Raw genomic sequence first — 24191 nt, 5'->3', positions numbered from 1 at the left:
TGGGACAGCCGCGAGCGGATGTCGCTAAACAGGTGCCGATTCTGCTGACGGGGAGCTTAAGGAACGCTTAACGGACATTAAGCGTCCACTCAGCCTCCCTTCAGCGTGGCCTAAGCGTCCCTTAAGCATCCCCTAAGCGACGCATAAGGAAGCGTTAAGCTAATGGGCCGGACAATGCGGGCAAACTGGAGAGAGGAGAAACCATGCGTCTGCTACTGGTCGAGGACGACGACATGATTGCGGAGACCGTGCTGGGCGCGATGCGCCGCTCGGGCTACGCGATCGACTGGGCCGAAGACGGCCGCGCGGCGGAACTGTCGCTGGGCAACGGCGTGTACGACCTCGTGCTGCTCGATCTCGGCTTGCCGAAGAAGGACGGCATCGACGTGCTCAATGGCTACCGCAAGAGCGGGGGCGCCGCGCCGGTGATCATCCTGACCGCGCGTGATGCGGTCGACGAGCGGATTCGCGGCCTCGACGCGGGCGCCGACGATTATCTGATCAAACCATTCGACCTCGACGAGCTGGCCGCACGGGTGCGCGCGCTATTGCGGCGGCGCACCGGTCAGAAACAGCCCGTCTATGCGCACGGCGAGCTCACACTCGATCCCGCGGCGCACGAAGTCACCAAAGGCGGCGAACTGCTGGCGCTCGTGCCGCGCGAATTCGCCCTGCTGCAAGCATTGATCGAAGAACCCACGCGCGTGTTCACCAAGCCCGAACTGGAAGAGAAGCTATACGGCTGGGGCGAGGAGGTGGGCAGCAACACCATCGAAGTGCATGTGCACAGCTTGCGGCGCAAGATCGGCGCGGAGCAGGTGGTGACCGTGCGCGGCGTGGGCTACCGTCTGAAGAGGTGCTGATGACGTCGATTCGCCGCTGGCTGCTGGGCTGGCTGATTTTCGGGCTGGCCGCGGCCTCGGGCATGGCCGGCTACGGCATCTTTCACACCGCGCGCGAAGAAGCGGGCGAACTGTTCGACTTCGAACTGCGCACGGTGGCGCTGTCGTTGCCGTCGAATCTGGCCGGTGCGGGCGACGGCGAGCATCGCAACCCCGACCTCGGCGATCTGGCCGACGACCGGGTCGTGATCGAAATCTGGGACCGGTCCGGCAAGCTCATTTATCACTCGATGCAGGCGCCGGTGTTCCCGCGTTTGCCCGCGGGTTTCAGCACGGTCGAGCGCGGCGAGAATCACTGGCGCGCGTTCGGGTTGGAACAGCGCGACCGTTATATCCAGGTTGCGCAGCCGATCTCGGTGCGCGAAGACCTTGCGCTGACGCTGGCGCTGCATACGCTGTGGCCGCTCGGCGTGCTGGTGCCGGTGACGATCGTGCTGGTGCTGCTGGTGGTGGCAAGGGGGCTGGCGCCGATCGGCGGGCTGACGCGCGCGCTGACGACCCGTTCGCTCGATTCGCTGGAGCCGTTGCGTCTGGACGGCAGCGTGCCGGTCGAAATCAAGCCGCTGGTGCTAGCGCTCAACGATCTGCTGCAACGTCTGAACATTGCGTCGCAGGCGCAGCGCACGTTCATCGCCGATGCCGCGCATGAATTGCGCTCGCCGCTTGCGGCGCTGAAGCTGCAGTTGCAGGCGGCTTCCCGTGACGGCTCGCTAAAGGGCGAGGGGCAAACGCTGGAGCGCGTCGAGGAACGGGTCAATCGCATCATTCACCTCGTGCAACAGCTGTTGACGCTGGCGCGTGAGGATGCGCATCCGGTGACGTCGATGGTGCCGGTGAGTTTGCGCCGGATCGGCGAGCAGGCCGTGGGCGATTTTTCGCTGCTCGCGGAGACGAGGGAAATCGATCTCGGGCTCGAGTGTGAAGACGCGCGCGCGAACTACGATGCCTATACGGTGCTGGCCGAGCCGCACGGGATGAGCGTTCTGTTGGGAAACCTGATCAACAATGCGATCCGGCATACGCCGCGGGGTGGGCGCGTCGATGTGATTCTGAAGCGCTCGGGCGAGCGCGTGGGGTTCGATGTCGTGGACAGCGGGTCCGGGATACCGGAAGCTGAGATCGAGCGGGTTTTCGACCGCTTTTATCGAGGGGAAGACGCTCAGGGCGAGGGCAGCGGACTTGGGCTGGCGATTGTGGCGCGAATCGCCGCACGCCACCAGCTTGGCCTTTCCTTGCGGAATAACGTTGGGCGGCCGGGCTTGTGTGTTTCGATTTTTGGCCTGACGGCGAGTGAGGTTGCGGCGCCTGTGGCGGTTAGAAGCTGAGCGTTCGCGGCCGTCGGCGTGCTGCGCCTCGCCAGCTCTCACGAGCATGTTTCAACACGCTGCTACAATCTTGTCTTTCTCGATTGATTGTGTGCCATGGGTTTCGAACAACTCGCTGAATTGAAGAAGCAACTGGCTGCGGCACGCGCCGAAGCTGCGCCCGCGGCCAAGCCTGTCGCCAAGTCCGGTGCGAAGCCTGCGCGCAAGCCTTCGCCGCCGCGTCGCGCCACGCCCGCGCCCAAGCCGGCAGCCGAGGCCAGGCCCGCGGCCGACGCGAAGCCGGTGGACCCGGTGGTGAAATCGATCGGGAGACTGCAAAAGCGCTTCCCGAATGCATTCCCGAAGAATCCTGCGCCGAAGCTGCCGCTGAAGGTCGGCATCTTCGAGGATCTCGTGGTTCACGCGAAGGATCTGTCGCTGAGCGAAGCCGAATTGCGCGACGCGATCAAAACCTGGTGCCGTGGCAGCCGCTACTGGAAATGCCTGGTCGAAGGCGCCGCGCGTGTCGATCTGACGGGCGGCGAGGCAGGCAAGGTGACGGCCCAGGAAGCGGCCGGTGCGCAGCGCCTGCAGGCGCATCGCGCGGGCCGGGGCGCAGCGAAAGCGGCGGCCTCGCCGGCTGACGCGTCCGCCAGCGCTTCTGCCAGCGCTTCTGCCAGCACCGCCGCCGCATCTGTCCCTTCGGTCGATGAGCCGGCGCAAGCAGCGCAGGCAGCGGCCGCCCCACAAGCCGGGCCGGAGAGCCAGCCACAGGCCGCCTCTCCCGACACCCCGGCTGCTGAATCGACAACGCCGCCGGTAGCACCGTCGGCCGCTGCCTCGGCGTAACAAGCCGTCCGGCTAAGGGGCGCTGCCTTGCGCCGCCAGCCGGACCCGCACGAAGCCGACGTGCTCGCGCAGCACATAGAACGCGTCGGCGTATGCGAGCGGCATGCGCAAGCGGCTCAGCGACACCTCGATATGATCGAGTTCCGCGAATAGCCGCTTGCGCTCCTCCTCGGTCGAATCGGCGAGCGCGCCGCGTTCGATCGCAATCAGCGCGCCGTAATAGCGATAGATGCGCGAGCGCACCCGCCACCGGTACAGTGCCGGGATCAGCCGCATGGCAGGAAACAGCAGCACCGCCATCGGCAGCAGCAGAACCAGCGTGCGGTCGCCGACGCTCGCGAGCCAGAACGGCAGCGTGCGGTACAGAAAACTCTTGCCAGTCTTGTAGTAGCGCTGCGCGTCTTCGCTGACCTGATATTCATGGGCGACCGGACTCGGGAATTGCCCCGCGTGCTGCAACAGCCCAGGCATGCCGTGCACCTCCTGCGCGGCTTCGATCAACAAGTCGGAAATCGCCGGATGCAGACCGGTTCGGGCCACGAGTTCGACCGTCGGGCTGATCAGATGAATGGTGTCGGGTGGAATTCTATGCTTGAGATCGAGCACGCCCGGCGGCAGATCGAGCTCGTCGAGATAGGGAAAGAGGCGCGTATAGGCGCTGGCTTCGTCGAAATTCATCGCGGAGATGCCGGGTACTTTCAGAAGTCGCAGCATCAGGCCGCGGGTGGCCGAGTCGCCGTTGAGGATCGCGGCGTCGACGTCGCCCGCGACGAGTTGCGTGGCGGCCTGCACGCCATCGCTGGGCAGCAGCACGGTGTCGCCGCCCGGTTGGATGCCGTTTGCTTCCAGCAGTTTGAGCGCAAGGAGGCGCGTGCCGCTGCCTTCGCGGCCGATTGCAATCCGTTTGCCTTCCAGTTCTGAAAGCTCGCTGAGACCGGTGCCGCGATAGAACACCACCACCGGAATATAGAAAACGCTGCCGAGCGACATCAGCGACGATGTGTCGAGCCCATCGGCCACGCCGCCTTGCACGAGCGCCAGATCGACGTGCTGCTTCGGGTCCAGCAGACGCCGCAGATTCTGCACCGAGCCGTCGGATTCCAGCACCTTCAGCGTGATGCCGTTGCGGGCGAGGATCTTCTTGTACTGGTCCGCGGTTGCGAGGAACGAGCTGTCGTGCGGGCCCGCGCTCATCGTGATGGTTTTCGGCGGCGCCGGATCGACCACCCAGACGATCAGCGTAACCATCAGCACGACCAGCGCGGCCACGATGACGTAAGCCAGGGTGTGATCGCGCCACTCCGCATGCGAATGATCGCCGGGGAAGTGCGGGGGACGCGGGCGATGCGCTTTCATGGGCACTCCATGCCAATAGCCGGGATGAGGCATTGTCCACTGTCTGCAGCGGGTTTGCCGTTGGAAGTTTGCTCTATTGACCGGGGGTGGCCGCCGCGCCATCGGGCGGTGAGCGAAGTCCCGCTATTCCGGTGCCGGTGCCGGTGCGTGGCGGCGGGTGGGCGAGTGATGTCCTGCTATTCCAGTGCCGACGCGCAGCGGCGGGTGCGCGGCGCACAGGTGAAATGTCCGGCATAAGCAGCGCCTTGCCGGCCAGGACACGCCATGGGCCGTGGCATAATCCACGACAGTTTCCAATCGTGTCGCCGGGCGCATCTTGAGTCGTTTCCATCGGAAGATCGGCTGTTGGCTGGGATTGTTTGCGATCCTGATGGCCACGCTCGCGCCAACGATCTCGCATTCGCTCGCCGCACGCAACGGCGGTGCAGCCGGAATGGAAGGCGGACTTTGCTCGGCGCCGTCGATGGCTTTCATGCCGGAGAAGGACACCATGTCCTTCTTGCCCTTCATGCAGCATCGGGCATCGGACGATCCCGACAGCAAACAGGCCCAACAACAGACGCAACAACAGACGCAACAGCAGGCCCCACACTCGGCCATGTCCGACGGCGACGCCTGCGGCTATTGCAGTCTGCTCGCCCACATGCCGGTGGTGCCCAGCGTCGAAGCGCTGTTTTTCGTTACCGTCCGCGCTGTCCAGCACACGATCGCCACCCGCTTCGAGCGTGTTCGCCGCGCCGAGCCGCTCACCTTCGCGCAGCCTCGCGCCCCTCCGTTCGCATCCTGATTCGAGTCACACCGGTGCGATGCCATGACCGCATCGCAATGCCGCCACGCGTCCGTCTGTAGACGCGCGTGCCGGCGTCATGACGACCTATGAACAGGATGAACCATGCAAACCCAGACAACGCGCAGCGCGATACCGCTGCGCGCGGCATCGCTCGTTGCGGCCGCCGCCAGCGTATTTCTCTTCGCTCCCTCACTCGCCAGTGCGCACGCGATCGCGGGTAACCGCGTCTTCCCGTCGACGATGGCCGTCGACGATCCCGGTGTCGGCGACGAAGCCAACCTCGAATACGGCCACCAGCGCGTGCCGGGCGACTCCGGCGATCAAAGCATCAATACTTTCGATTTCGAATACGACAAGCTGATCACGCCGCGGCTGGCGGTGTCGGTAAACGGCACGTACGTCATGCAAAATAATCCCAAGGCACGCGGTTTCGACAACTTCGGCGTCGGCTTGAAGTACCTGCTGTACGTCAACGATGAACACGAGTTCATGACCTCGGTCGGTGTCAACGCCGAACTCGGCGGCACAGGAAGCCGTGCGGTCTCGGACAACTTTTCGACGATCTCTCCCACCATCTTCGCCGGCAAAGGCATGGGCGATCTTCCGGCATCGCTTGCTTATCTCCGGCCGATCGCGATCACGGGTGAAGCCGGTCCGGCGCTGACAACAGGAGCGGGGCAGCCGAACGCATTTAACTACGGGTTCACGGTGCAATATAGCTTGCCGTACCTGCAGCAACACGTGCACGACATTGGCCTGCCGCAGCCGTTGGCGAACGTTATTCCGCTGGTGGAAGTGCCGTTCTCGAGAAGCCAGGGGCAGACAACCGGCACGGTCAACACGGGTTTCATCTGGATCAACCGCTATGGCCAGTTCGGCGTTGAAGCGCAAATCCCGATCAACCACGCGAGCGGCTCGCACGTGGGTATTCTGGTTCAGGCTCACATTTTCTTCGACGATGTCGCGCCGACCACGATCGGTAAACCTCTCTTCCAGTAACGCGGTAGCACAGCAGGAGCAAGCGATGAAAAACGATCGACATAACGGGCTGCGCGCCGCATCGAAGGTGCCGTTGCTGATAGCGGGGCTTGCGTTCGCGAGCGCCGCTTTCGCCCATGTATTTCCGCAGAAGCAGGAGCCGGGCGCGGGCGCGACGGTGGCGTCGCCCGCTCAGGTTCGCGTGACGTTCGACGGGCCGCTCGAACCGTCGTTCAGCTCGCTGACGGTGACCGACGCGAGCGGCAAGCAGGTCAACACGGAGAAATCCGCCGTCGACGCTCATCAGGCGGCGCTGATCGCAGTGCCGCTGCCGCCGCTCGCGGCCGGTCATTACACCGTGCACTGGGTGGCCGTGGCATCCGACGGGCATCGCACGCATGGCGACTACGCGTTCAACGTAAAGTAGTCTGAATCAGCGGCGCGCCGCGTCATCGCAGGCACGATGGCGCGGTGTGCGACTCAGGCGGGCCGCACGCCGCGGCTGGTTTCAATGGTTGTCGTCGCGCATCAATGCGATGCCGAGCGCTTGATGCGGTGGAAGTTGCGATCGAAATAGATCAGCCCGTCACCGTCCGTGCGCACGCTGATGCAGGTGGTTTTGACGAACATCACCGAGTGCGAGCCCACTTCCTTCAGATCGACGATCTCGCCCTGTAGACTCGCGAGCGCGTCGCGCAAGACCGGCACCCCGTGCGTGCCGTCGTCCCAGATCGGCCAGCCAAAGCGTTCTTCCATCGGCACCTGCGTCATGCCGGCGAAATGACGCGCGAGCAATTCGTGCTCGCCGGGCAGGACATTGATGCAAACGTGCCGGTTGCCTTCGAAGGTGGCGTGCATCGCGCTCGAGCGGTTCAGGCAAACGAGCAGCGTGGGCGGCGTATCGGTGACGGAGCATACGGCGCTTGCGGTAACGCCGCAGCGTCCATGCGGGCCGGCGGTCGTGATGACGTTCACGGCGGCGGATAGATGCGCCATGGCCTGACGGAATTGCTGCCTGGCTGCCAGGTCGGTGTCGGCGACGGGCGTCGATTGCAGATTCGGCTTCATGTTCTGGTTTCCTGGGGCGCGGTAGAGGTCTGGATTCAAGCGTAACCAATCCGCGCACGGAAAAAAATTGGCGCGAGCGGCGCGCGTGAGGGCGTCTTTCCCAATCCGTCTAAAGCTTTCCCCAATGCGTGTTTGCATGGTGAGCGCGTGAGCACGATTTAATCTGCGGTACAGGGTAACTATCGCTTTTCAGCGCTTTTTCCGCTGGTTATCATGAGCCGGCAAAACGCTCCGCATCGCACGATCGCACACTCTCCGAACCGTTCCACCGACTCCATGTCCCAGCAGCCGCAGTCCGCTCCGTCCCTCGCACCGATCGTCTATATCGTCGACGACGACAACGGCATGCGCACGTCGCTCGCATGGCTGCTCGAGTCGATCGGCGTGAAGTCGGCGGGTTTTGCGAACGCCAATGAATTTCTCAGCGCTTTTGATCCCAACGTGCCGGCATGCCTCGTGCTCGACGTGCGCATGCCGGAGCAAAGCGGCTTCGACGTGCAAGCGGAGTTGAACCGTCAAGGTGCAACACTGCCGATTATTTTCGTCAGCGGTCACGGCGACATTCCCATGTCGGTGCGTGCCTTGCAGAACGGTGCGATCGATTTCGTCGAGAAGCCGTATAACTCGCAGCAGATGCTCGATCGCGTGCAGCGTGCGTTGAAACTCGCCACGCTTCGTCACGCGGCCGATCAGAAGCAGCGCGAGTTGCGCAAACGCCTGGCGTCGCTGACGGCGCGCGAGAAAGAAGTGCTGCGCGGCGTGATCGACGGCAAGGGCAGCAAGCGCATCGCCTCCGATCTGTCGATCAGTGTGAAGACCGTCGACGTGCATCGTGCGAGCATCAAGGACAAGCTCGGCGCGGCGTCCATCGCGACGCTGGTGCGCGACGTGATGGCGGTGTGGGAACAGGAGGCGGCCGCGAGCGGTGCGCCGCGGTGAGGCGCGCCGCCGCGTGAGCGTGAACATGAGCATGTGCACGGGCGTTGACGCATGCCACGAAGGCAACGCACCGCAAACGCGTCCGGCACGCATCGGGCATCTAGCGCATGAACAATCCACCGTTCACGTCCCAGCACGCGCCGTTCGCGAAGTAAGCGTTCTCAGCGGCCAACATCACCGCGACATCCGCGACATAGTCCGCCGACCCCAGGCGTCCCGCCGGAATGTTGGCGATCACCGCCTTCAGCTTGTCGGCCGCAACGCTCTCGTGCACGATCGGCAGATCCATCGGCCCGGGTGAAATCGCATTGACGGTCACGCCCGCTGCGCCGAGATCGCGCGCGAACACCTTGGTCAACGTGATGACGCCGCCTTTGGCCGCGGCATAGTGCGCGCCGGTGGCCGATCCGCCGTTCTGCCCCGCCAGCGAGGCGATGTTGACGATGCGGCCCGCGCCGGCGTCGGCGAAATGCTGGCCGAACACCTGGCAGCCGAACAGCACGCTGCGCAGATTCACGTTGATCACCTGATCGAATTGCTCGGCAGTGATCTCCATGACGGAGACGACTTTGGAGGCACCCGCATTGTTGATCAACGCGTCGATGCGGCCCCAGCGTTGCAGGATCGCATCGCGTGCCGATTCGAACGCGGTCTTCGAGGTGACGTCGAGATTCAGCGCAAAGGCGCTCGAGCCATCGGCGCTGAGTTCGCGGGCGAGCGCCTCGGCGGCATCGAACGCAATGTCGCCGATGGCAACCGCGTAACCCGCTGCGTGAAAGCGGGCGGCAATCGCCGCGCCGAGACCGCGCGCGGCGCCCGTAACGAGTACGACTCTTTTCTGCATTGCTTCTGCTCCGTGAGAAAACGGCCGCCTTTATAGCGGTTTCGTGCGTTGCCTGTTTGTCTGGCTCATCGGCTGAGTCCATCCGTCAGGCGGCATTTTGCGGGCGCGAACGGCAGCTGAAACTGGCAACGGCATGTGCCAACTCATTTGCCGCACCTCAAGCGGCGAGCGCGGCTTCGAAGCGCGCCGCGATCGCGCACACCTGTTCATCCGCGCCTTTGCGTCCGACGATCTGCAGGCCCGCCTTGAGCGGCGAACCGTCGATCGGCAGAGGCAAGCTCAGTGCCGGATGGCCGCTCAGATTGAACGGCCGGATCAACGACGACATGGCGATGACCGGCGTGCCGCCACGTGCCTCGTCGAGCGTGATCGGCAGCGCGGGAAGCGTGGGCAGAATCAATACGTCCGCGCTTTCAAGCGCGTGATCGACAGCGTCTGTGAATTGCCGGCGTACCGACTCCGCCGCTTCGCATTGCGCCGCGTTCGTATTCGCAGCGGCGCGCAGCCGCGCGTCCAGATCGGCGCCGAGCTTGCCGGTTGCCACGAGATGACCGAACGCATGAGAGGTTTCGACGTTGATGATCGACAGGCCCGCTTCGAAGGCGGCGGCAAGCCCTGCGAGTTCCACCGTGTGAGCCGCGCACCCGGCCTGGCCCGCCGCACGCGTGACGGCTTGAAGAATTTCCGGGCGTGCGTCGACCTGGACGATACCGACCTTCCACGCGCGTGCTTGCGGCGCGCGGGCGGCACGCACGTCGAAGTCGGCGGTGATCGCCTGCATCGCCGCGACGATCGTCTTCATGTCGCGTGCGAACGGCCCGACACAATCGAGCGTCGATTCACGCGGTGCGACGCCGCGCCGTGAGACGCGTCCGTAAGTCGGCTTCAGGCCGATTACGCCGCAACACGCAGCGGGGCCGCGAATCGAGCCGCCGGTGTCGGTGCCAAGCGCGGCGTCGGCAAGCTTCAAACCAACAGCCGCCGCCGAGCCGCTCGACGAACCGCCGGGAATACGCGATGCGTCCTGGGGGTTTTGCGGCGTGCCGGTGTAATCGTTGATACCGGTCATGCCGAAGGCGAGTTCGTGCATATTCGCCTTGCCGACGATGCGCCAGCCGGCATCGAGCAAGCGCTCCACGACTTCCGCGTGGTGTTGCGCAGGGGGCGTGCCGGCCAATGCGCGGCTCGCGGCCGTGGTCGCGTAGCCGGCGATATCGATCGTGTCCTTGATCGCGATGCTGGGGCCCGTGCCGCCTAACGACATGGTCTGGATAAACTCATTCATGGGTTCGGTTTCCTTGCATTGACTTGCCAGGGCGCATCGAAAAGACGTTCGGTGCGAAAGTGCGTGATGAGCCAGTCGCGGCCATTGCCGGCGGGTGCGAAATCCACGTCGAGGCGTGCGGAGATCAACTCCGCTTGCGTGTCGACATAACCGGACGCTTGCAGCATGATCCAGCGTCCTTTCGCGGTTGCGCCCCGCACCTCGATGGTTTCCGACGTGAGGAAATGCACATTGACCGAGAAATGCGGCGACGGCGGCAAGTAGCGCGTGAGCATCGCGAGAATGTCCGCATGACCGGTGAGGCGGCCGAACTTGCTCGCGTACTGCGGGCCGATGCCTTCCCAGATCGCGTCGACAGCGAAGAGGGCCGCGAGCGTCTCGCCTTCGAGCGTACCCGAGGGCACATCGCAGAGCGCCATATAGCGGGCCATCGTGCGGCGCACCGCTGATTCGGCTTCGAGCGCGGCAAGCCGTTCGGTCAAGCCGGCAAGCGTATCCGGGGTCTCGTTCATCGCATCGTCCTCCAGCGCACTCAAGCCGCGTTGGCGTGTTGCGGCGGCACTTGCAGCGCGCGGCCGACGCGCGCTTCGATCTTGCCGTAGCGCCACAGGTTGTATTCGCCGACCGGCGTGGTGCGATACAGGTTGCACACCGCCACGGCGGTATCGAAGTCGCGCACGTCGGCCATGATGTAGAAGGTCCACGGCGAGGTGTCGGCATGGCCGACGGTGAGGCGGTCGTCGTCCATGATGCCGAGCACGCTGACGCCGTCCATCGATTCGACCGCCGCCAGCATCTTGCCGTAAGCCTGCCAGACTTCGCCGATCTTCTCGCGCGGCAGGTCGAAGAAATTCTGCGTTACGCCGCAGCAGAACAGAACGCGCAACGGCAGCGTCGGGTTATCGGACATTGTGTGGTTCTCCATGAAATCGTTGGAACGTCAAAATCAGATCAGGGCTTACAGGTAGCCCGGAATCGGCGGCACGCCGACGAACACCGCACCGGCGCCGTCGAAATTGCCTTCGCCGAGAAACGCGTGCTGGGTGACCACCATCGCATCGCGCACCAGGCGCTGCAACGGATGCGTGCGGTAGATCGCCATCGTGCCGCCGAGCCGGTAGGCGCGCTGCACGACCTCGGCGCCTTCGCGGGCGATCTGCGTCGCGGCAAGCCGCAGCAGGCTGGTCTGCTCGGGCGTAACCGGGTTGCCGGCGAGGATCGATTGCCAGACGTCGTCGGTGGTGTCGTAGAAGAACGCGCGTGCCGAACGCAATTGCGCTTCGGCTTTCGCCAGTTCGATCCGGTAGTACGCGCGGTCGGCGAGTTGCGGCGCGCCGGTCGTGGTCTTGCGGCCGCCGGCCATCTGGTTGGCGACATCGAGCGCGGCGCGGGCAAGGCCGAGGTTGACCACGGCCAGCACTTGCGCCGCGTAGGCGATCGTCGGGTAGCGATACAGCGGTTCGTCCACGCAGGGTTCGCCGCCGCGCACGAAGGTCCAGTCGTCGGCGACGAACTGATCGGCGACGCGCAGATCGTGACTGCCGGTGCCTTGCATGCCGACCACGTCCCAGTTCTCGACGATCTCGACCTGATGCGGGCGGAACACGGCCGTGCGCGGTTTGCCGGGCACGCCGGGGGCGCCGGTACTGATGCCTACGCCGAGCCAATCCGCGCCCTTGCAGCCGCTCGCGAACTTCCAGGTGCCGTTCACACGCCAGCCGCCGTCGGCGGGCTGCACGGGTTGCACGGGAAAGAGGCCGCCTGCAAACACCTGATCGGGACCGTCGGCGTAGAGTTGCGCCTGAGTGGCCAGCGGCAAGGCCGCGAGATACACGTTCGCCGAGCCGAAGCTTGCGACCCACGCGGCCGAACCGTCCGCTACCGCAATGCGTTCGATCATGTCGAGAAACGCGGTGGGCGCGAGCGCATCGCCGCCGAAGCGCCTGGGCGTTGCCGCGCGATACACGCCGGCGCGTTTGAGCTTGCCGATGACCTCGCGCGGCACGTGTGACAGGCGATCGAATTCTTCGCGCCGTGCGGCGATTTCGGCGATGACGTCGGCGAGCGGCAGGCGCGTTGCCGCGCGGCTGGTTTCTGCGACGGCGGCAATAGTGTCGATGGCGGTGTCTGACATGGCGGGGGCATCTCCTTGATTCGTTATCGGCTGGAACACGAGGCACGCTTCGGTCGCGGGCAAAGCAGCAGGCGGCGACGCGTGCAGGGTGAACCAGTCTAGAAATGCAAAAAGAACGCTTCAATTGGGACGCGGGATGCGTTTTTAGGTAACGCGCCGGGGGTCTCTAAAGAAATCTTCAGACGCGAATCGTGCCGACTGGTGTTATGTTCCTTCACGTACGCGATCGAACTTTTGCGCCGCCTCGTCCAATGAATTTCCCCGCCGAAGATGATTTCCACCGCCTGCTCGACGCGCTGACGCTGTGCGTGCTGCTGCACGACGCCGAAACGAAGGCGATCGTGTGGGCCAATCGCGCGGCTTGCGAGGCGCTCGGGTTCACGCTCGAGGAATTGCTGCCGCTCAAGGCGAAAGACATGACCCGCCCGGTGCCGAAGTACCGGCGCGAGATCGGCGTGGGGGCCATGGACCGTGCGATCACCGAAGGCCCGCAGGTGTACGAGTGGTGTTACCGCTCGCGCATGGGTGCCGACATGCTGTCCGAGGCCATTGCCACCTACGTGCCGCTGCGCGCGCGCGCGGTGGTGATGGTGCAGTTTCGCGATATCAGCGTCGAGGACACGCTCAAGCAAACGCTGCGGCGCTATGAGTCGCGGCTGCGCGAGTTCATGCAGGATCTCGGTGAAGGCGTGGCCGTACTGACACCCGCGGGGGAAGTGGAATTCGTCAGCGAATCCGGACGGCGCGTGCTGGGTCTGGAAGCGGGCGCGCCGATGGGCGACGTGCTCGACTATTGCAGCGAATCGGATCGCGACCGCCTGCTCGAACAGCTGGCCAACGCGCCGCGCATCCAGCCCTCGGCGCCGCAGCGTTATCGCATCACGCGCCGCGACGGCACGCCGGGCTGGTTGCGCATCACGTGCAGACGAATCGAGATCGAAGACGACCTCAACGGCCGCCTGCTGCACTTTCGCGACATCACGGAGGAAGTCGCGGTCGAAGAGGCGCGCCGTAACGAGGCGCGGCTGCTGGAATACGCGGGGCGCTACAACGCCATGGGTGAAATGGCGACCGCAATCGCGCACGAGTTGAGCCAGCCGCTTGCCGCGGTGCGCAATTTCATCGAAGGCGCGATTCTGCGGCTCCAGCAACCCGGTCCCGTCGACGATGCGTTGTGGGGCCTGCGCAGCGCCGATCGTCAGGCCGAGCATGCGGCTGTGATCATCAAGAGCGTGCGCGATTACATCGTCAAACGGGAGCCCAGCGAAACGTACGCGGACCTGCGCGACGTCATCACGGACGTCGCGTACTTCATCGAATTGCGCGCCAAAGAGGCCGGTGTCGTCGTCACCATCGAGCAGGCGCCCGAAGCGTTGCCGGTGTATTGCGAGCGCGTGCTGATCGGCCAGGTGGTGCTGAATCTGGCCTTCAATGCGATCGAGGCGCTGACGGAATGCGCGACGGGGTACGCCAATACGGCTGCACGGCGCGGCGAGTTGCGTCTTGTCACCAGCCTGCGCGGAAAATATGCGCTCGTGCAGGTCATCGACAACGGCCCGGGCGTGCCCGCGGAAGCGCACGGCCGCCTGTTCGACGGGTTTTCTTCGTCGAAGGCGGGCGGCAACGGCATTGGTTTGTCGCTGTGCAAGAACATCGTCACGCGGCATAGCGGTGAAATCTGGGCCAAACCGGCGCGGCAGGGCGGGCTTCAATGCAGTTTTACGCTGCCGCTCGTCGCTGTTGCCTCCGGTTGATCGCAGCAGGGATGCAGCGGACGGCGCAACGGAAGCAGCCGACGCATGGGTTGGGCCGCACGCATTCTCAATCATGCGTGGTGTTGACGTTCTTCGGGATGGTCACGAGCGTCACCGCGGTGATAAGCCCGAAGCCGATCAGCATCAACGCGACCGGCCAGGACGCGTGCACCTTCGAATACAACGCGATAGCGACCAGAGGCGCGAGTCCGCCGGAAAACACCGAGGCGATTTCGTGGCCCAGGGCCATGCCCGAATAGCGGACTTCGGTGGGAAAGAGTTCGCCCATCAACGCGGGCTGCGTGCCGATCATCGCGGCGTGGCAGAAGGGCAAACCCAGTGCGAGCGACAGGAACACGAGCAGCGGTTCATGCGTATCGATCAGCCAGAACGCGGGAAACGCGATCACGACGAGGCCGAGCGCGCCGATCATATACACCGGCCGGCGGCCGATCACATCCGATAGCCGGCCCCACAGCACGATAGTAAGGAGTTCGAGCGTCATTGCGAGCATCACGCCGCCGAGCATCACCGCGACCGGCACGCCGATCGTCTTGCCGTACACCAGCACGAACGAGAGGAAGATGTACGTGCCGCCGTTTTCAGCGATACGCAGTCCCATGGCCTGTAGTACCTGTTTCGGGTGATTGCGCAGCACGGTCAGCACCGGCATGTGCTTCGGTTTCGCAGCGGTGAAATCACGGCTCTCAGGCAGGCGTCGGCGAATATACACGCCGACGCCGAAGATCAGCACGCTCGCGAGAAACGGCATGCGCCAACCCCAGGACATGAAACTTTCCACCGGCAGCCGCTGCACCAGATAGAACGCGGCTGCCGACAACACAAAGCCGCCCGCCACACCCAACTGACTGAACGATGCGTAGTAGCCACGGCGATTCGCCGGCGCGCTCTCGCTAATGAGCAGCACGCCGCCGCCCCATTCGCCGCCGGACGCGATGCCTTGCACGATCCGCAAACAGATGAGCGCGATGGGCGCGAGGAAGCCGATTTGCGAGAACGTCGGCAACAGGCCGATGCCGAAGGTCGCCACGCCCATCATCATCAGCGTCACGACGAGCGCGCGTTTGCGGCCATGCCGGTCGCCGATGTGGCCGAACACGATGCCGCCCAGCGGCCGCGCCAGAAAACCGATCGCAAAGCCCGCGAAGGCGGCGAGGGTGCCCATTAACGGATCGCCGTGCAGCGGGAAGAACAACGGCCCGAAGATCAGGGCCGCCGCCGTGCCGTACAGAAAGAAGTCATACCATTCGAGCGCGTTGCCGAGCACGGAGGCGACGATGATCCGCCGCAGTGTCCGCGAGGTCGCAGGCGCCGCTGGCGTGGCGGCTGATACGGCCGTGGGGGAAAGCGTGTCGTTGGGCATCGTCGTGCTCGCTGGTGGCGTCGTCAATTACAACAGGAACCCGATCGCGCTGAGCGCCTCGGTCGAATCGATCAGGCGGATCACCTTTTGCACGATGCGCGGCTCGCCGCTTGCGAAACTGATGCGGTGCGTGAGATCCGCCGCGAACAGGGTCGACTTGCCGCGTTTGTACGCGACGACGATCTGCGCCGAATTCACGTCGACTTCGTCGCTCGCATCGCTTGTCAGCGTGAAACGCGACACCGTGCGCACCGTGTGGGCGGCGTCGCTCGCCGAGGCCGAATAGCCCGATGTCATGCGTTGCACGCGCTTTTCGCGCATGTCCTGATCGTCGTATGCGTAGTTGAGCGTGGCGGCGAAGTCGGTGGTGCCGGGGTCGATCGGTACCACGTAAAAGCCCGCCGGGTCCCACAGCGAAAGCCATGCGTGATAGTCCTTGCGGTCCAGCAATTCGGCTTCGCGCCAGATCAGTTCGATCGCGCCTGCAAAGGTCTGCTGCGAGAACAGCGTGTTCCTGTCGTCCATCATGCTTGCTCCATCATCGTGCGCCATTGCGCGTACGCTTCGCGCATGCCCGTCTCATCGGTGGCGTGCGCGGTCTTTTCGCCGTTCGGCGCGGTGCTTTCGCGATTCAGTCCGCGGTTCACGAGGATCGGCAGATCGGGACCGGCATGCGAGCCGCGCTGCACGCGCTCCCAGGCTTCGGCATCGTCCGGGCTGCCGAAACCGAACGGACCCTGGAAATGTTCGTGAATGCGCAGACGCACGCGGTTTGCTTCGTCGGGGCCGCCGTCCATTGCCAGAGCGACGTGGCGGATTTCCGTCTCGTTCGCGGAAATGGGCCGCAGCACGCGGAAAAACGCCATCGAGAGTGCGAGGTTCGGAAACAGATTCAGGTTGAAGCCGACACCCATCAGCGAACGCACAATGCGGCGCACTTCGTCGGGCGTGTGCTTTTCGCCGAGCGTGGCGGCGAGTTCCTGGAAACGCTCTGGAATGGGGGCGCCGTCGTCCTTGTCGAGGTCGACGAGCTCCGGCACCAGCACGGCGAGGCTATGGCCGTTGCCGAGCGAGCGGCAGAAGGCTTCGTCGCTCGTCATGAAGCTCGTGATGGCCGTCGCGGTTTCATCGTCGATCGATTTCATCCACGACTTGTGGACAACCGGGAAGTGATACAGGTCGGTGGTGTTTTCGAGCTGGATCTTCCAGTTGCCGTTAAAGCGGAAGCGATGTTCGCCGTTCGCCTTGATCGGATAGCCCGCGCCTTGCTTCATGAACAGGTCGATCCACGGCTTGGCGCCGCCGAGGAAATCCTCGAGCGGCTCGATCTCCTGATTGAAGCTCGCGAAGATCAGACCTTGATAGATGCCCACGCGCAGGCTGGCTAGCGGCAACTCGGTCTTGTCGATCACGCCTTCGTAACCGTCGCCATAAGGTAGCGCGCGCAAGGCGCCGTCGAGACCATAGGTCCAGCTGTGATACGGGCACGTGAAGCCTTTCGCGTTGCCCTTGTGCTGCTCGCAGACCGTCGCGCCGCGATGGCGGCAGCGGTTTTGCAGCACGTTGACGGCGCCGCTTTTGTCGCGTACCACGATCACCGGCTGACGGCCGATCGTGGTGGTGCGAAAGTCGCCGGGATTCGGCAGTTCGCTTTCGTGCGCGACCCAGATCCACGTCTTGTAGAAAATGCGCTCGAGTTCGGTTTCGAAAACCGCCGGGTCGTAGTACAGCGACGGGGCGACGCGGTCGGACTGCGCGCGCTGGTACAAGGCGCTCGTGTCGACGGTCTGATAGGAGGAATCGCTCATCGTGGTGGTGGTGGGGTGGTCGATGAAGCAAAGTCTCGCCGAGCCACTGATATGCGTCAAATTGATCTAAAATAAAATATAAGATCAATCTCATGGATATCTCGATGAATTCACTGGACCACGTCGACCTCAATCTGCTGCGCGTTTTCCAGGCGATCGTCGAGGAACGCAGCCTGACGCGAGCCGGCCAGCGGCTTGCGCTGTCGCAGCCGGCGATCAGTTATTCGCTGGGCCGTTTGCGGACGCTGTTCGACGATCCACTCTTTATCCGCACGCGTGCCGGCATGCAGCCCACGCCGATCGCGCTCGAACTGTCGGGTATCGTCGCGCGGGCGCTGGATACGGTGCGTGAAGCGCTGCGTTATGCGGAGCACTTCGATCCCGCCGTGAGTACGCGCACGTTCCGGCTATCGCTGTCCGACGCGGGGGAATTGGCCTACCTGCCGCCGATTTGCGAGGCGTTGCACCAGCAGGCGCCGCGCGTGAAGTTGCGTATCGAGCCGCTGCCGGTGGAAGAAATCGAAGACGCGTTGCGCGGCAGCCGGCTCGATTTTGCAATCGGCAATCTGCCGACGTTGACCGCGCGCACGCGTCATCAAGCGCTGTTCGAAGAGACCTACGTCTGCATGACACGCAAACGGCGCGGCTTGCCGCGCACGAAAGAACTGGCCATGAAGGCGTTTCTGGACGCGTCGCACGTGCAGATCACGTCGGTCGAGCACAGCCACTATGCGCTCGACGATGCGTTTCGCGCACAAGGTGTGGGCAGGCATATTGCGCTCGAATTGCCGCATTTCGTGGCCTTGCCGAGCGTGCTGGCCGTGACCGATCTGTTCGCGACGCTGCCGCGGCGTCTTGCGCAGATTTTCAACCGGAATGGCGGGTTTCAGCTCTACGAGTTGCCGGTTACGTTGCCGATGGCGGCAGTCACGATGCATTGGCACGAGCATTTCGATCAGGACGAGGGCAACGTGTGGCTGCGCAATCTGATGAGCGATATCGTGCGGCGGTTTGATGAGCGTTGAGGCAGGCCACGCCACGCCGCCTTTCAACCCCGTTTGAACAACTCCCGCGCCAGCGAACACAGCAGAGTAGTAGTCGGCGATTCATCCTGCAAGCGTCGGCTCATGATGATCGGCGACGCGATATTCGCTGCCGGAATCGGCCGGTACACCACGCCATGCGCGCGCAAACCCTCTACGCTTTCCGGCACCAGACACACGCCGACCTGCGCCGCGACCAGCCCGAGCGCGGTTTGCAACTCCCTCACTTCATGAACTGCTTTCGGCTCCAATGCATGGTCGTGCATCGCCGATAGCTGCTGGTCGGCATAGCTCGGCCGCGGCGTGCTCGGATAGACGATCAGCGTTTCCCCGGCGAGTGCGGCAAGCGTCAGCGCTTTCTTCTGGCGCGCGAGCGGGTGGTTTTGCGGCAATGCGGCAATCATCCGTTCTTCGACGAGCACTTCGCGCGCCAGTTGCGCATCGTCGAAACGCAGGCGGCCGAAACCGACGTCGATACGGCCGCCTTTGAGGGCGCCGAGTTGCTCGATCGTAAACATTTCGATCAGCGACAACTCGATATGCGGCGCCGCCTCGCGAAACGCGCGGATCACCGCGGGCAGCGCGCCGTAGAGCGTCGACGGCACGAAGCCGATCACGATCCGCTCGGCCAGTTGCGCGAGACGCCGCGTGAGCGGAGCAAGTTCGTCGGCGTCGTCGACCAGACGCCTGGCTTGCGTATAGAAAATGCGGCCGGCCTCGGTCAGCCGCAACGGCCGCGAACCACGCTCGAACAGCGCGAGGCCGACGCTTTCCTCGATCTGCTGGATCTGGCGGCTCAGCGGCGGCTGCGTCATATGCAGACGAGTGGCCGCCCGCGTGATGTTCATCTCTTCCGCGACCGCGATGAAGTAGCGGAGTTGGCGAAGTTCCATGCATACCCCTAAGGTATGGAAGTAGTCGGAATCGGTGTTGGACTGCTTCGCGGGTTGTTTCTACTATGGGGCTCTCAGGAATGCAGGTCAGGAGAGCAACGAATGATAGCAACACCCGTGAAGATCGAGAGCGTGGAGACGATTCTCGTCGACGTACCGACGATTCGTCCGCACCGCCTTTCGGTTGCAACGATGAACTGCCAGACGCTCGTGCTGGTGCGCATCCGCTCTTCCGACGGCGTGGTCGGCGTGGGCGAGGGCACGACCATCGGGGGCCTTGCATACGGCGAGGAGAGTCCGGAAAGCATCAAGGTCAACATCGATACGTATTTCGCGCCGCTGCTCAAAGACATGGACGCAACCCGTCCGGGCGCGGCGATGGCGAAGCTGCGCACGCTGTTTCAGGGCAACCGCTTTGCAAAGTCCGCGGTTGAAACCGCCTTGTTCGATGCCCAGGCGCAGCGTCTCGGCGTGCCCTTGTCGGAGCTGTTCGGCGGCCGGGTGCGCGATTCGGTGGACGTGGCGTGGACCCTCGCAAGCGGCGATACGACCCGCGACATCGACGAAGCCGAGCGGGTATTCGAAGCGAAACGGCATCGCGTGTTCAAGCTGAAGATCGGTTCGCGCGCGCTTGCCGATGACGTCGCGCACGTCGTGGCCATTCAGAAGGCGCTGGCAGGGCGCGGCGAAGTGCGTGTCGACGTGAACCAGGCATGGACCGAATCCGACGCGATCTGGGCCGGCAAGCGCTTCGCCGATGCCGGTATCGCACTGATCGAGCAGCCGATCGCCGCGGAGAACCGCGCGGGCCTCAAACGTCTGACGGATCTCGCTCAGGTGCCGATCATGGCCGACGAGGCATTGCATGGCCCGGCCGACGCCTTCGCCATTGCCAGCGCTCGCGCGGCCGATGTGTTCGCCGTCAAGATCGCGCAATCGGGCGGCCTGACTGGCGCCGCGCAGGTGGCGGCGATCGCGCTCGCCGCGAACATCGACCTGTACGGCGGCACGATGCTCGAAGGCGCGGTGGGCACCATCGCCTCGGCGCAGCTCTTCAGCACCTTCGGCGAACTGAAGTGGGGCACCGAACTGTTCGGGCCGTTGCTGCTGACCGAGGAGATTCTGACTGAACCGCTGCGTTACGAAAACTTTGCTTTGCATCTTCCACAAGGACCCGGTCTCGGCATCACGCTCGACTGGGACAAGATCGACCGCTTGCGGCGCGATACGCGCAAGGGCGCAAGCGTCACCACGAACTGACGGTTCATCCGTTGACCGCCTAAAACATTAAACGAAGGAGATACCCCATGAACAAGCAAACCATCGACGCGCTGCTGCAGAAGATCAACGACAGCGCCACAAGCGAAGGCAATCCGCGCACCAAGCAGATCGTCAACCGCATTGTCCAGGATCTGTTCTATACGATCGAAGACCTCGACGTGCAGCCGGCCGAGTTCTGGACCGCGCTGAATTATCTCGGCGACGCGGGCAAGAGCGGCGAGCTCGGACTGTTGGCCGCGGGCCTCGGCTTCGAGCATTTTCTCGATCTGCGGATGGACGAAGCGGAAGCCAAGGCAGGTATCGAAGGCGGCACGCCGCGCACCATCGAAGGACCGTTGTATGTGGCGGGCGCACCCGTGTCCGACGGGCATGCGCGACTCGACGACGGCACCGATCCGGGTCAGACGCTCGTGATGCGCGGTCGCGTGTTCGGCGAAGACGGCAAGCCGCTCGCGAACGCGCTGGTCGAAGTGTGGCACGCGAATCACCTCGGCAACTACTCCTACTTCGACAAGTCGCAGCCGGCCTTCAATCTGCGCCGCTCGATTCGCACGGATGCCGAAGGCAAGTACAGCTTCCGCAGTGTCGTGCCGGTCGGTTACTCGGTGCCGCCGCAAGGGCAGACGCAGTTGTTGCTCGATCAGTTGGGCCGTCATGGGCATCGTCCGGCGCATATCCACTTCTTCGTTTCGGTGCCTGGTTTCCGCAAGCTGACCACGCAGATCAACATCGATGGCGATCCGTATCTGTGGGACGACTTTGCGTTCGCCACGCGCGACGGCCTCGTGCCGGCCGTCAGGCAGGCCGAGGGGGCGGAAGGCAAGCCTTATGGCGTGGACGGTCAGTTCGCGCTGATCGACTTCGACTTCACGCTGTTCAAGGAGCGCGACAACCTGCCGGGCGCCGAAGTGGAACGGCTGCGCGCTGAAGCGTAAGGCGGTGGCGCGCTGGCGCTCTGATGCGCCGGCGCCGGAAAACGCATAGACGTACCCCGTGAATCTATCGACCCTGGCTGCGCGGCGTAGTCTTCCGTGTGGTCGGGGTCTTTCGTTACCTATCAAAGAAGGAGAGCAAGCATGCTGTTTCACGTTGAGATGACCGTCAACCTGCCGCCCGATATGGACGCCGAGCGTGCCGCGCGCCTCAAGTCCGATGAGAAAGCGATGTCGCAGAAGCTGCAACAAGAGGGCGTCTGGCGGCACCTGTGGCGCATTGCCGGGCGCTACGCGAATATCAGCGTGTTCGACGTGGAAAGCCCCGCGCATCTGCATGACGTGCTGAGCCAATTGCCGTTGTTCCCGTATATGGATGTGGAAGTGCGTGCGCTGTGCCGGCATGCGTCGTCGATTCGCGACGACGACCGGTAAGGATGGGAGGAGGAAGGTGCTGCGAATGCAGCACCTGGTTTGCACCAAAGAGTCCTAAAGATCGAGCACCAGCAGCGGTGATGCCGCGCGCGAGACGCAACAGCAGATCACTTTGCCGCTAGCCTTTTCAGCTTTGCTCAGGCAGTGGTCGCGATGCTCGGGCATGCCGCTCACCACATCGACCATACAGGTCCCGCATACCCCTTCGCCGCACGACGTATCGACTTCGATCCCGATCGACGCCAGCGCCGCGACGATCGTCGTATTCTTGTCGACGCGGACGGTGGCGCCGCTGCTGGCGATCCGCACGTCGAATGCATCGAGCGTGTTCGCTTCGCCGCCGGCCGCCGAAGCGGGCTCGGCGGCAAAGCGTTCAAGATGAATCGCCTCGGCGGCTACGTGCTTCTCGCCGATCGCCACCACGCGCTCCATGAAGGGAGCCGGGCCGCAGGTGTAGATGTGCGAGCCCTCGCGCGCACTTGCTACACAGTCGGACAGCACTGCATCGAGTTGTTCTCTCTCGACGCCGAAATGAAGCCGCACGAAATCACTGAACGGTGCGCGCGACAGCAAGGGCAGGAACGCCGCATGATCCGCACTGCGTGCGAAATAGTGCAGCACGAAGCGCTCGTTCTGCTTGAGCAGGCGATAGGCCATGCTCAACAGCGGCGTGACGCCGATACCTGCCGCGATCAGAATGTGCTCGCTCGCGCCGGATGCGAGTTGAAACAGATTGCGCGGCGCACCGATCGTCAATTCGCAACCGACAGTCACGTCCTCATGCAGCGAGCGCGAGCCGCCGCGCGACGCGTCTTCCCGTTTGACGGCAAACAGGTGCGCTTCACGATGATCCGGGTCGCCGCACAAGGAGTATTGGCGCGTGAGGCCGGAGGGTCCGGTGACGTCGATATGCGCGCCGGGTTCGTAACTGTCGAACGGTTGCCCGTCCAGACGCGAGACGCTGAACGAGCGCACGCCGTGTGCTTCGTCATGCACGCTGTCGACACGTACGCTGAAGGTGGTTCTTTCCATGATCTTGCCGGCCAAAGGACAGAGAGGGGCGGAGCGGACACCGCATGCATTGCGCGGCGTCCGGTTGTGCGTCAAGGATAAGAAACGGCTGACAATCAGGCAAATCGATTAAAAATCGGTTGTGGAATAAACCTCGTTGATAATAGGCCGCGCAGCCGCGCAGCCGCGCAGCCGCGCAGCCGCGCAGCCGCGCAGCCGCGCAGCCGCGCAGCCGCACAGCCTTGTCATCCCTCTACACCCGCCAGATGCCGGACCAGCGCCTTTTCCGGCCGTTTCAAAGCGGTTCAGGTCGCGCATGCAGATCAGCAACCGACGCGTGGCCCAGCTGTCCGTCAGTTCGATCGTACGAATGCCCGGCGTGCCGCGATAGCGTTTCGCGGCGGTGGCCGGCACGATGGCGATGCCCGCGCCCTGTTCGACCATGCAGCAGATGCTGTCGAAGGTTCGCATGTGCGCGCGGATGCTGAGCGGCTGCCCGGATAGCAGCGCGCGCTCGCCAAGGTACGTGTGCAACGCGCTACCCGTGCTCAAGCCGATGAATTCACGGTCGGCCACCTCCGCAAGCGTCACGCGACGGCGTCCGCCCAGCGGGTCGTCGCGGCTCGTGACCAGCACGAGCTTGTCGACGGCGAAGGGCAGGGTCTGCAACGCACCGTGTTCGACGGCATCCGAAATGATGCCGATCTCCGCCGCGCCGGTCAGCACCGCTTTCACGGTCTCGCTACTTTGCCGTTCCTTCAGGTCGATTTGCACGTTGGGGTGGTTGCGCAAAAACAGGCCGACCGCGGCGGGCAAGAACTCGGTGATCGCGGCGGTATTGGTCCACAAGCGGATGCAGGCTTTGCGTCCGGCCTGATGTTCGCCGAGCTCGCCTTGCATCCGGTCGATCTGGCCGAGCACGAGTCGCGCATGATGCGCGAGCGTGTCGCCCGTCGCCGTCGACTCCACGCCGCGCCGGCCTCGCTCCAGCAACGGCTCGCCCAATGCGTCTTCCATGCCGCGCAAACGCGCGCTGGCCGACGGCAGCGACATATTGGCGCGCGCCGCGCCGTGCGTGATGCTACCGGTGTCGAGGATGTGCAGGAAAAGGCGGAGGTCGATCAGGTCGAAGCGCATGGAGTCGGATTTGAGTTGAGGGTGTAATCGCGGCTGCAGTTGCGGTTTTAGTTTTAGCCTTAGC

General features: G+C 63.9%; 25 protein-coding genes. 12 read left to right on the top strand and 13 right to left on the bottom strand.

The features are described from left to right. Nucleotides 1-203: 203 nt before the first annotated feature. The 3 genes from DSC91_RS16395 (at nucleotide 204) to DSC91_RS16385 (ending at nucleotide 3055) form a co-directional block, all read left to right on the top strand. Entirely contained in the window at nucleotides 204-863 is a 660-nt protein-coding gene (locus tag DSC91_RS16395) for a response regulator (RefSeq protein WP_115779941.1), read from the top strand. Beyond that, nucleotides 863-2227: a sensor histidine kinase gene (locus DSC91_RS16390; protein WP_115779940.1), complete on the top strand. Its 1365-nt coding sequence runs from the start codon at nucleotides 863-865 to the stop codon at nucleotides 2225-2227. The genes DSC91_RS16395 and DSC91_RS16390 overlap by 1 nt, the downstream gene beginning before the upstream one ends. A 96-nt stretch (nucleotides 2228-2323) precedes the next feature. Beyond that, the gene (locus DSC91_RS16385; protein WP_115779939.1) at nucleotides 2324-3055 is read left to right on the top strand and encodes a ProQ/FinO family protein; all 732 of its coding nucleotides are present in this window, start codon (nucleotides 2324-2326) and stop codon (nucleotides 3053-3055) included. A 12-nt stretch (nucleotides 3056-3067) separates the two neighbouring features. Here the strand turns inward: DSC91_RS16385 and DSC91_RS16380 are convergent, their stop codons facing one another. Further along, the gene (locus tag DSC91_RS16380; protein ID WP_115779938.1) at nucleotides 3068-4411 is read right to left on the bottom strand and encodes a TAXI family TRAP transporter solute-binding subunit; all 1344 of its coding nucleotides are present in this window, start codon (nucleotides 4409-4411) and stop codon (nucleotides 3068-3070) included. Nucleotides 4412-4724: 313 nt separating this feature from the next. Here DSC91_RS16380 and DSC91_RS16375 point away from each other — a divergent pair, with 313 nt between their 5' ends. The 3 genes from DSC91_RS16375 (at nucleotide 4725) to DSC91_RS16365 (ending at nucleotide 6606) form a co-directional block, all read left to right on the top strand. Continuing rightward, nucleotides 4725-5198, top strand: coding sequence for a DUF2946 domain-containing protein (locus DSC91_RS16375; protein ID WP_115779937.1), 474 nt, complete (start codon nucleotides 4725-4727; stop codon nucleotides 5196-5198). A gap of 105 nt (nucleotides 5199-5303) precedes the next feature. Continuing rightward, nucleotides 5304-6200 carry a hypothetical protein gene (locus DSC91_RS16370; protein WP_115779936.1) on the top strand — a complete coding sequence of 299 codons (897 nt, stop codon included), beginning with the start codon at nucleotides 5304-5306 and terminating at the stop codon, nucleotides 6198-6200. Between the two features lie 25 nt (nucleotides 6201-6225). After that, nucleotides 6226-6606, top strand: coding sequence for a copper resistance CopC family protein (locus DSC91_RS16365; protein ID WP_115779935.1), 381 nt, complete (start codon nucleotides 6226-6228; stop codon nucleotides 6604-6606). Nucleotides 6607-6707: 101 nt separating this feature from the next. On the opposite strand, the gene hpaC is transcribed toward DSC91_RS16365, so the two are convergent. Beyond that, nucleotides 6708-7247, bottom strand: a complete 540-nt coding sequence (gene hpaC, locus DSC91_RS16360; RefSeq protein ID WP_115779934.1) for a 4-hydroxyphenylacetate 3-monooxygenase, reductase component — start codon at nucleotides 7245-7247, stop codon at nucleotides 6708-6710. Between the two features lie 276 nt (nucleotides 7248-7523). Between hpaC and DSC91_RS16355 the strand changes: the two genes are divergently transcribed. Beyond that, a complete protein-coding gene (locus DSC91_RS16355) occupies nucleotides 7524-8186 on the top strand; it encodes a response regulator transcription factor (RefSeq protein WP_115779933.1) in 663 nt (220 codons plus the stop codon). 100 nt (nucleotides 8187-8286) lie between these two features. Here the strand turns inward: DSC91_RS16355 and DSC91_RS16350 are convergent, their stop codons facing one another. The 5 genes from DSC91_RS16350 to DSC91_RS16330 form a co-directional block, all read right to left on the bottom strand. Then, nucleotides 8287-9030 carry an SDR family NAD(P)-dependent oxidoreductase gene (locus DSC91_RS16350; RefSeq protein WP_115779932.1) on the bottom strand — a complete coding sequence of 248 codons (744 nt, stop codon included), beginning with the start codon at nucleotides 9028-9030 and terminating at the stop codon, nucleotides 8287-8289. A gap of 157 nt (nucleotides 9031-9187) precedes the next feature. Continuing rightward, nucleotides 9188-10315 (bottom strand): amidase, encoded by a 1128-nt coding sequence (locus DSC91_RS16345; RefSeq protein WP_115779931.1) that lies wholly within the window; start codon nucleotides 10313-10315, stop codon nucleotides 9188-9190. Continuing rightward, complete coding sequence (locus DSC91_RS16340) at nucleotides 10312-10827, bottom strand: nuclear transport factor 2 family protein (RefSeq protein WP_115779930.1); 516 nt, start codon at nucleotides 10825-10827, stop codon at nucleotides 10312-10314. The genes DSC91_RS16345 and DSC91_RS16340 overlap by 4 nt, the downstream gene beginning before the upstream one ends. 20 nt (nucleotides 10828-10847) lie before the next feature. After that, nucleotides 10848-11225, bottom strand: coding sequence for a hypothetical protein (locus DSC91_RS16335; protein WP_115779929.1), 378 nt, complete (start codon nucleotides 11223-11225; stop codon nucleotides 10848-10850). Between the two features lie 48 nt (nucleotides 11226-11273). Continuing rightward, nucleotides 11274-12449 (bottom strand): acyl-CoA dehydrogenase family protein, encoded by a 1176-nt coding sequence (locus DSC91_RS16330; protein ID WP_115779928.1) that lies wholly within the window; start codon nucleotides 12447-12449, stop codon nucleotides 11274-11276. 251 nt (nucleotides 12450-12700) lie between these two features. Here DSC91_RS16330 and DSC91_RS16325 point away from each other — a divergent pair, with 251 nt between their 5' ends. Beyond that, complete coding sequence (locus tag DSC91_RS16325; protein ID WP_115779927.1) at nucleotides 12701-14203, top strand: PAS domain-containing sensor histidine kinase; 1503 nt, start codon at nucleotides 12701-12703, stop codon at nucleotides 14201-14203. Nucleotides 14204-14270: 67 nt separating this feature from the next. Here the strand turns inward: DSC91_RS16325 and DSC91_RS16320 are convergent, their stop codons facing one another. From DSC91_RS16320 to DSC91_RS16310, 3 genes are read right to left on the bottom strand one after another with little or no spacing between them, the layout of a single operon-like run. After that, nucleotides 14271-15587: an MFS transporter gene (locus tag DSC91_RS16320; protein ID WP_115779926.1), complete on the bottom strand. Its 1317-nt coding sequence runs from the start codon at nucleotides 15585-15587 to the stop codon at nucleotides 14271-14273. Between the two features lie 27 nt (nucleotides 15588-15614). Beyond that, entirely contained in the window at nucleotides 15615-16115 is a 501-nt protein-coding gene (locus DSC91_RS16315; RefSeq protein ID WP_115779925.1) for an aromatic-ring-hydroxylating dioxygenase subunit beta, read from the bottom strand. Further along, nucleotides 16112-17395, bottom strand: coding sequence for an aromatic ring-hydroxylating oxygenase subunit alpha (locus DSC91_RS16310; RefSeq protein WP_115779924.1), 1284 nt, complete (start codon nucleotides 17393-17395; stop codon nucleotides 16112-16114). Before DSC91_RS16310 ends, DSC91_RS16315 begins: the two co-directional genes overlap by 4 nt. Before the next feature lie 104 nt (nucleotides 17396-17499). On the opposite strand from DSC91_RS16310, the gene DSC91_RS16305 reads away from it, so the two are divergent. Further along, nucleotides 17500-18420, top strand: coding sequence for a LysR family transcriptional regulator (locus tag DSC91_RS16305; RefSeq protein WP_115783290.1), 921 nt, complete (start codon nucleotides 17500-17502; stop codon nucleotides 18418-18420). A 23-nt stretch (nucleotides 18421-18443) separates the two neighbouring features. Here DSC91_RS16305 and DSC91_RS16300 read toward each other — a convergent pair whose 3' ends face one another. Continuing rightward, a complete protein-coding gene (locus DSC91_RS16300) occupies nucleotides 18444-19331 on the bottom strand; it encodes a LysR family transcriptional regulator (RefSeq protein ID WP_115779923.1) in 888 nt (295 codons plus the stop codon). A gap of 102 nt (nucleotides 19332-19433) precedes the next feature. Here DSC91_RS16300 and catB2 point away from each other — a divergent pair, with 102 nt between their 5' ends. From catB2 to catC, 3 genes are all read left to right on the top strand, one after another. Beyond that, entirely contained in the window at nucleotides 19434-20591 is a 1158-nt protein-coding gene (gene catB2 / locus DSC91_RS16295) for a muconate cycloisomerase CatB2 (RefSeq protein WP_115779922.1), read from the top strand. 47 nt (nucleotides 20592-20638) lie between these two features. Beyond that, a complete protein-coding gene (gene catA / locus DSC91_RS16290; protein WP_115779921.1) occupies nucleotides 20639-21547 on the top strand; it encodes a catechol 1,2-dioxygenase in 909 nt (302 codons plus the stop codon). 141 nt (nucleotides 21548-21688) lie between these two features. Further along, entirely contained in the window at nucleotides 21689-21979 is a 291-nt protein-coding gene (gene catC, locus DSC91_RS16285) for a muconolactone Delta-isomerase (RefSeq protein WP_063496017.1), read from the top strand. 54 nt (nucleotides 21980-22033) lie between these two features. Here the strand turns inward: catC and DSC91_RS16280 are convergent, their stop codons facing one another. Together DSC91_RS16280 and DSC91_RS16275 are read right to left on the bottom strand one after the other, a co-directional pair. Beyond that, a complete protein-coding gene (locus tag DSC91_RS16280) occupies nucleotides 22034-23011 on the bottom strand; it encodes a PDR/VanB family oxidoreductase (protein WP_115783289.1) in 978 nt (325 codons plus the stop codon). Between the two features lie 108 nt (nucleotides 23012-23119). Further along, nucleotides 23120-24127 (bottom strand): LysR family transcriptional regulator, encoded by a 1008-nt coding sequence (locus DSC91_RS16275; protein WP_167470512.1) that lies wholly within the window; start codon nucleotides 24125-24127, stop codon nucleotides 23120-23122. Between the last annotated feature and the right edge of the window lie 64 nt (nucleotides 24128-24191).

The organism is Paraburkholderia caffeinilytica (assembly GCF_003368325.1).
In the GTDB taxonomy this organism is placed as follows: Bacteria; Pseudomonadota; Gammaproteobacteria; order Burkholderiales; family Burkholderiaceae; genus Paraburkholderia; species Paraburkholderia caffeinilytica.
This window is presented reverse-complemented; position numbering and strand designations above follow the sequence as displayed.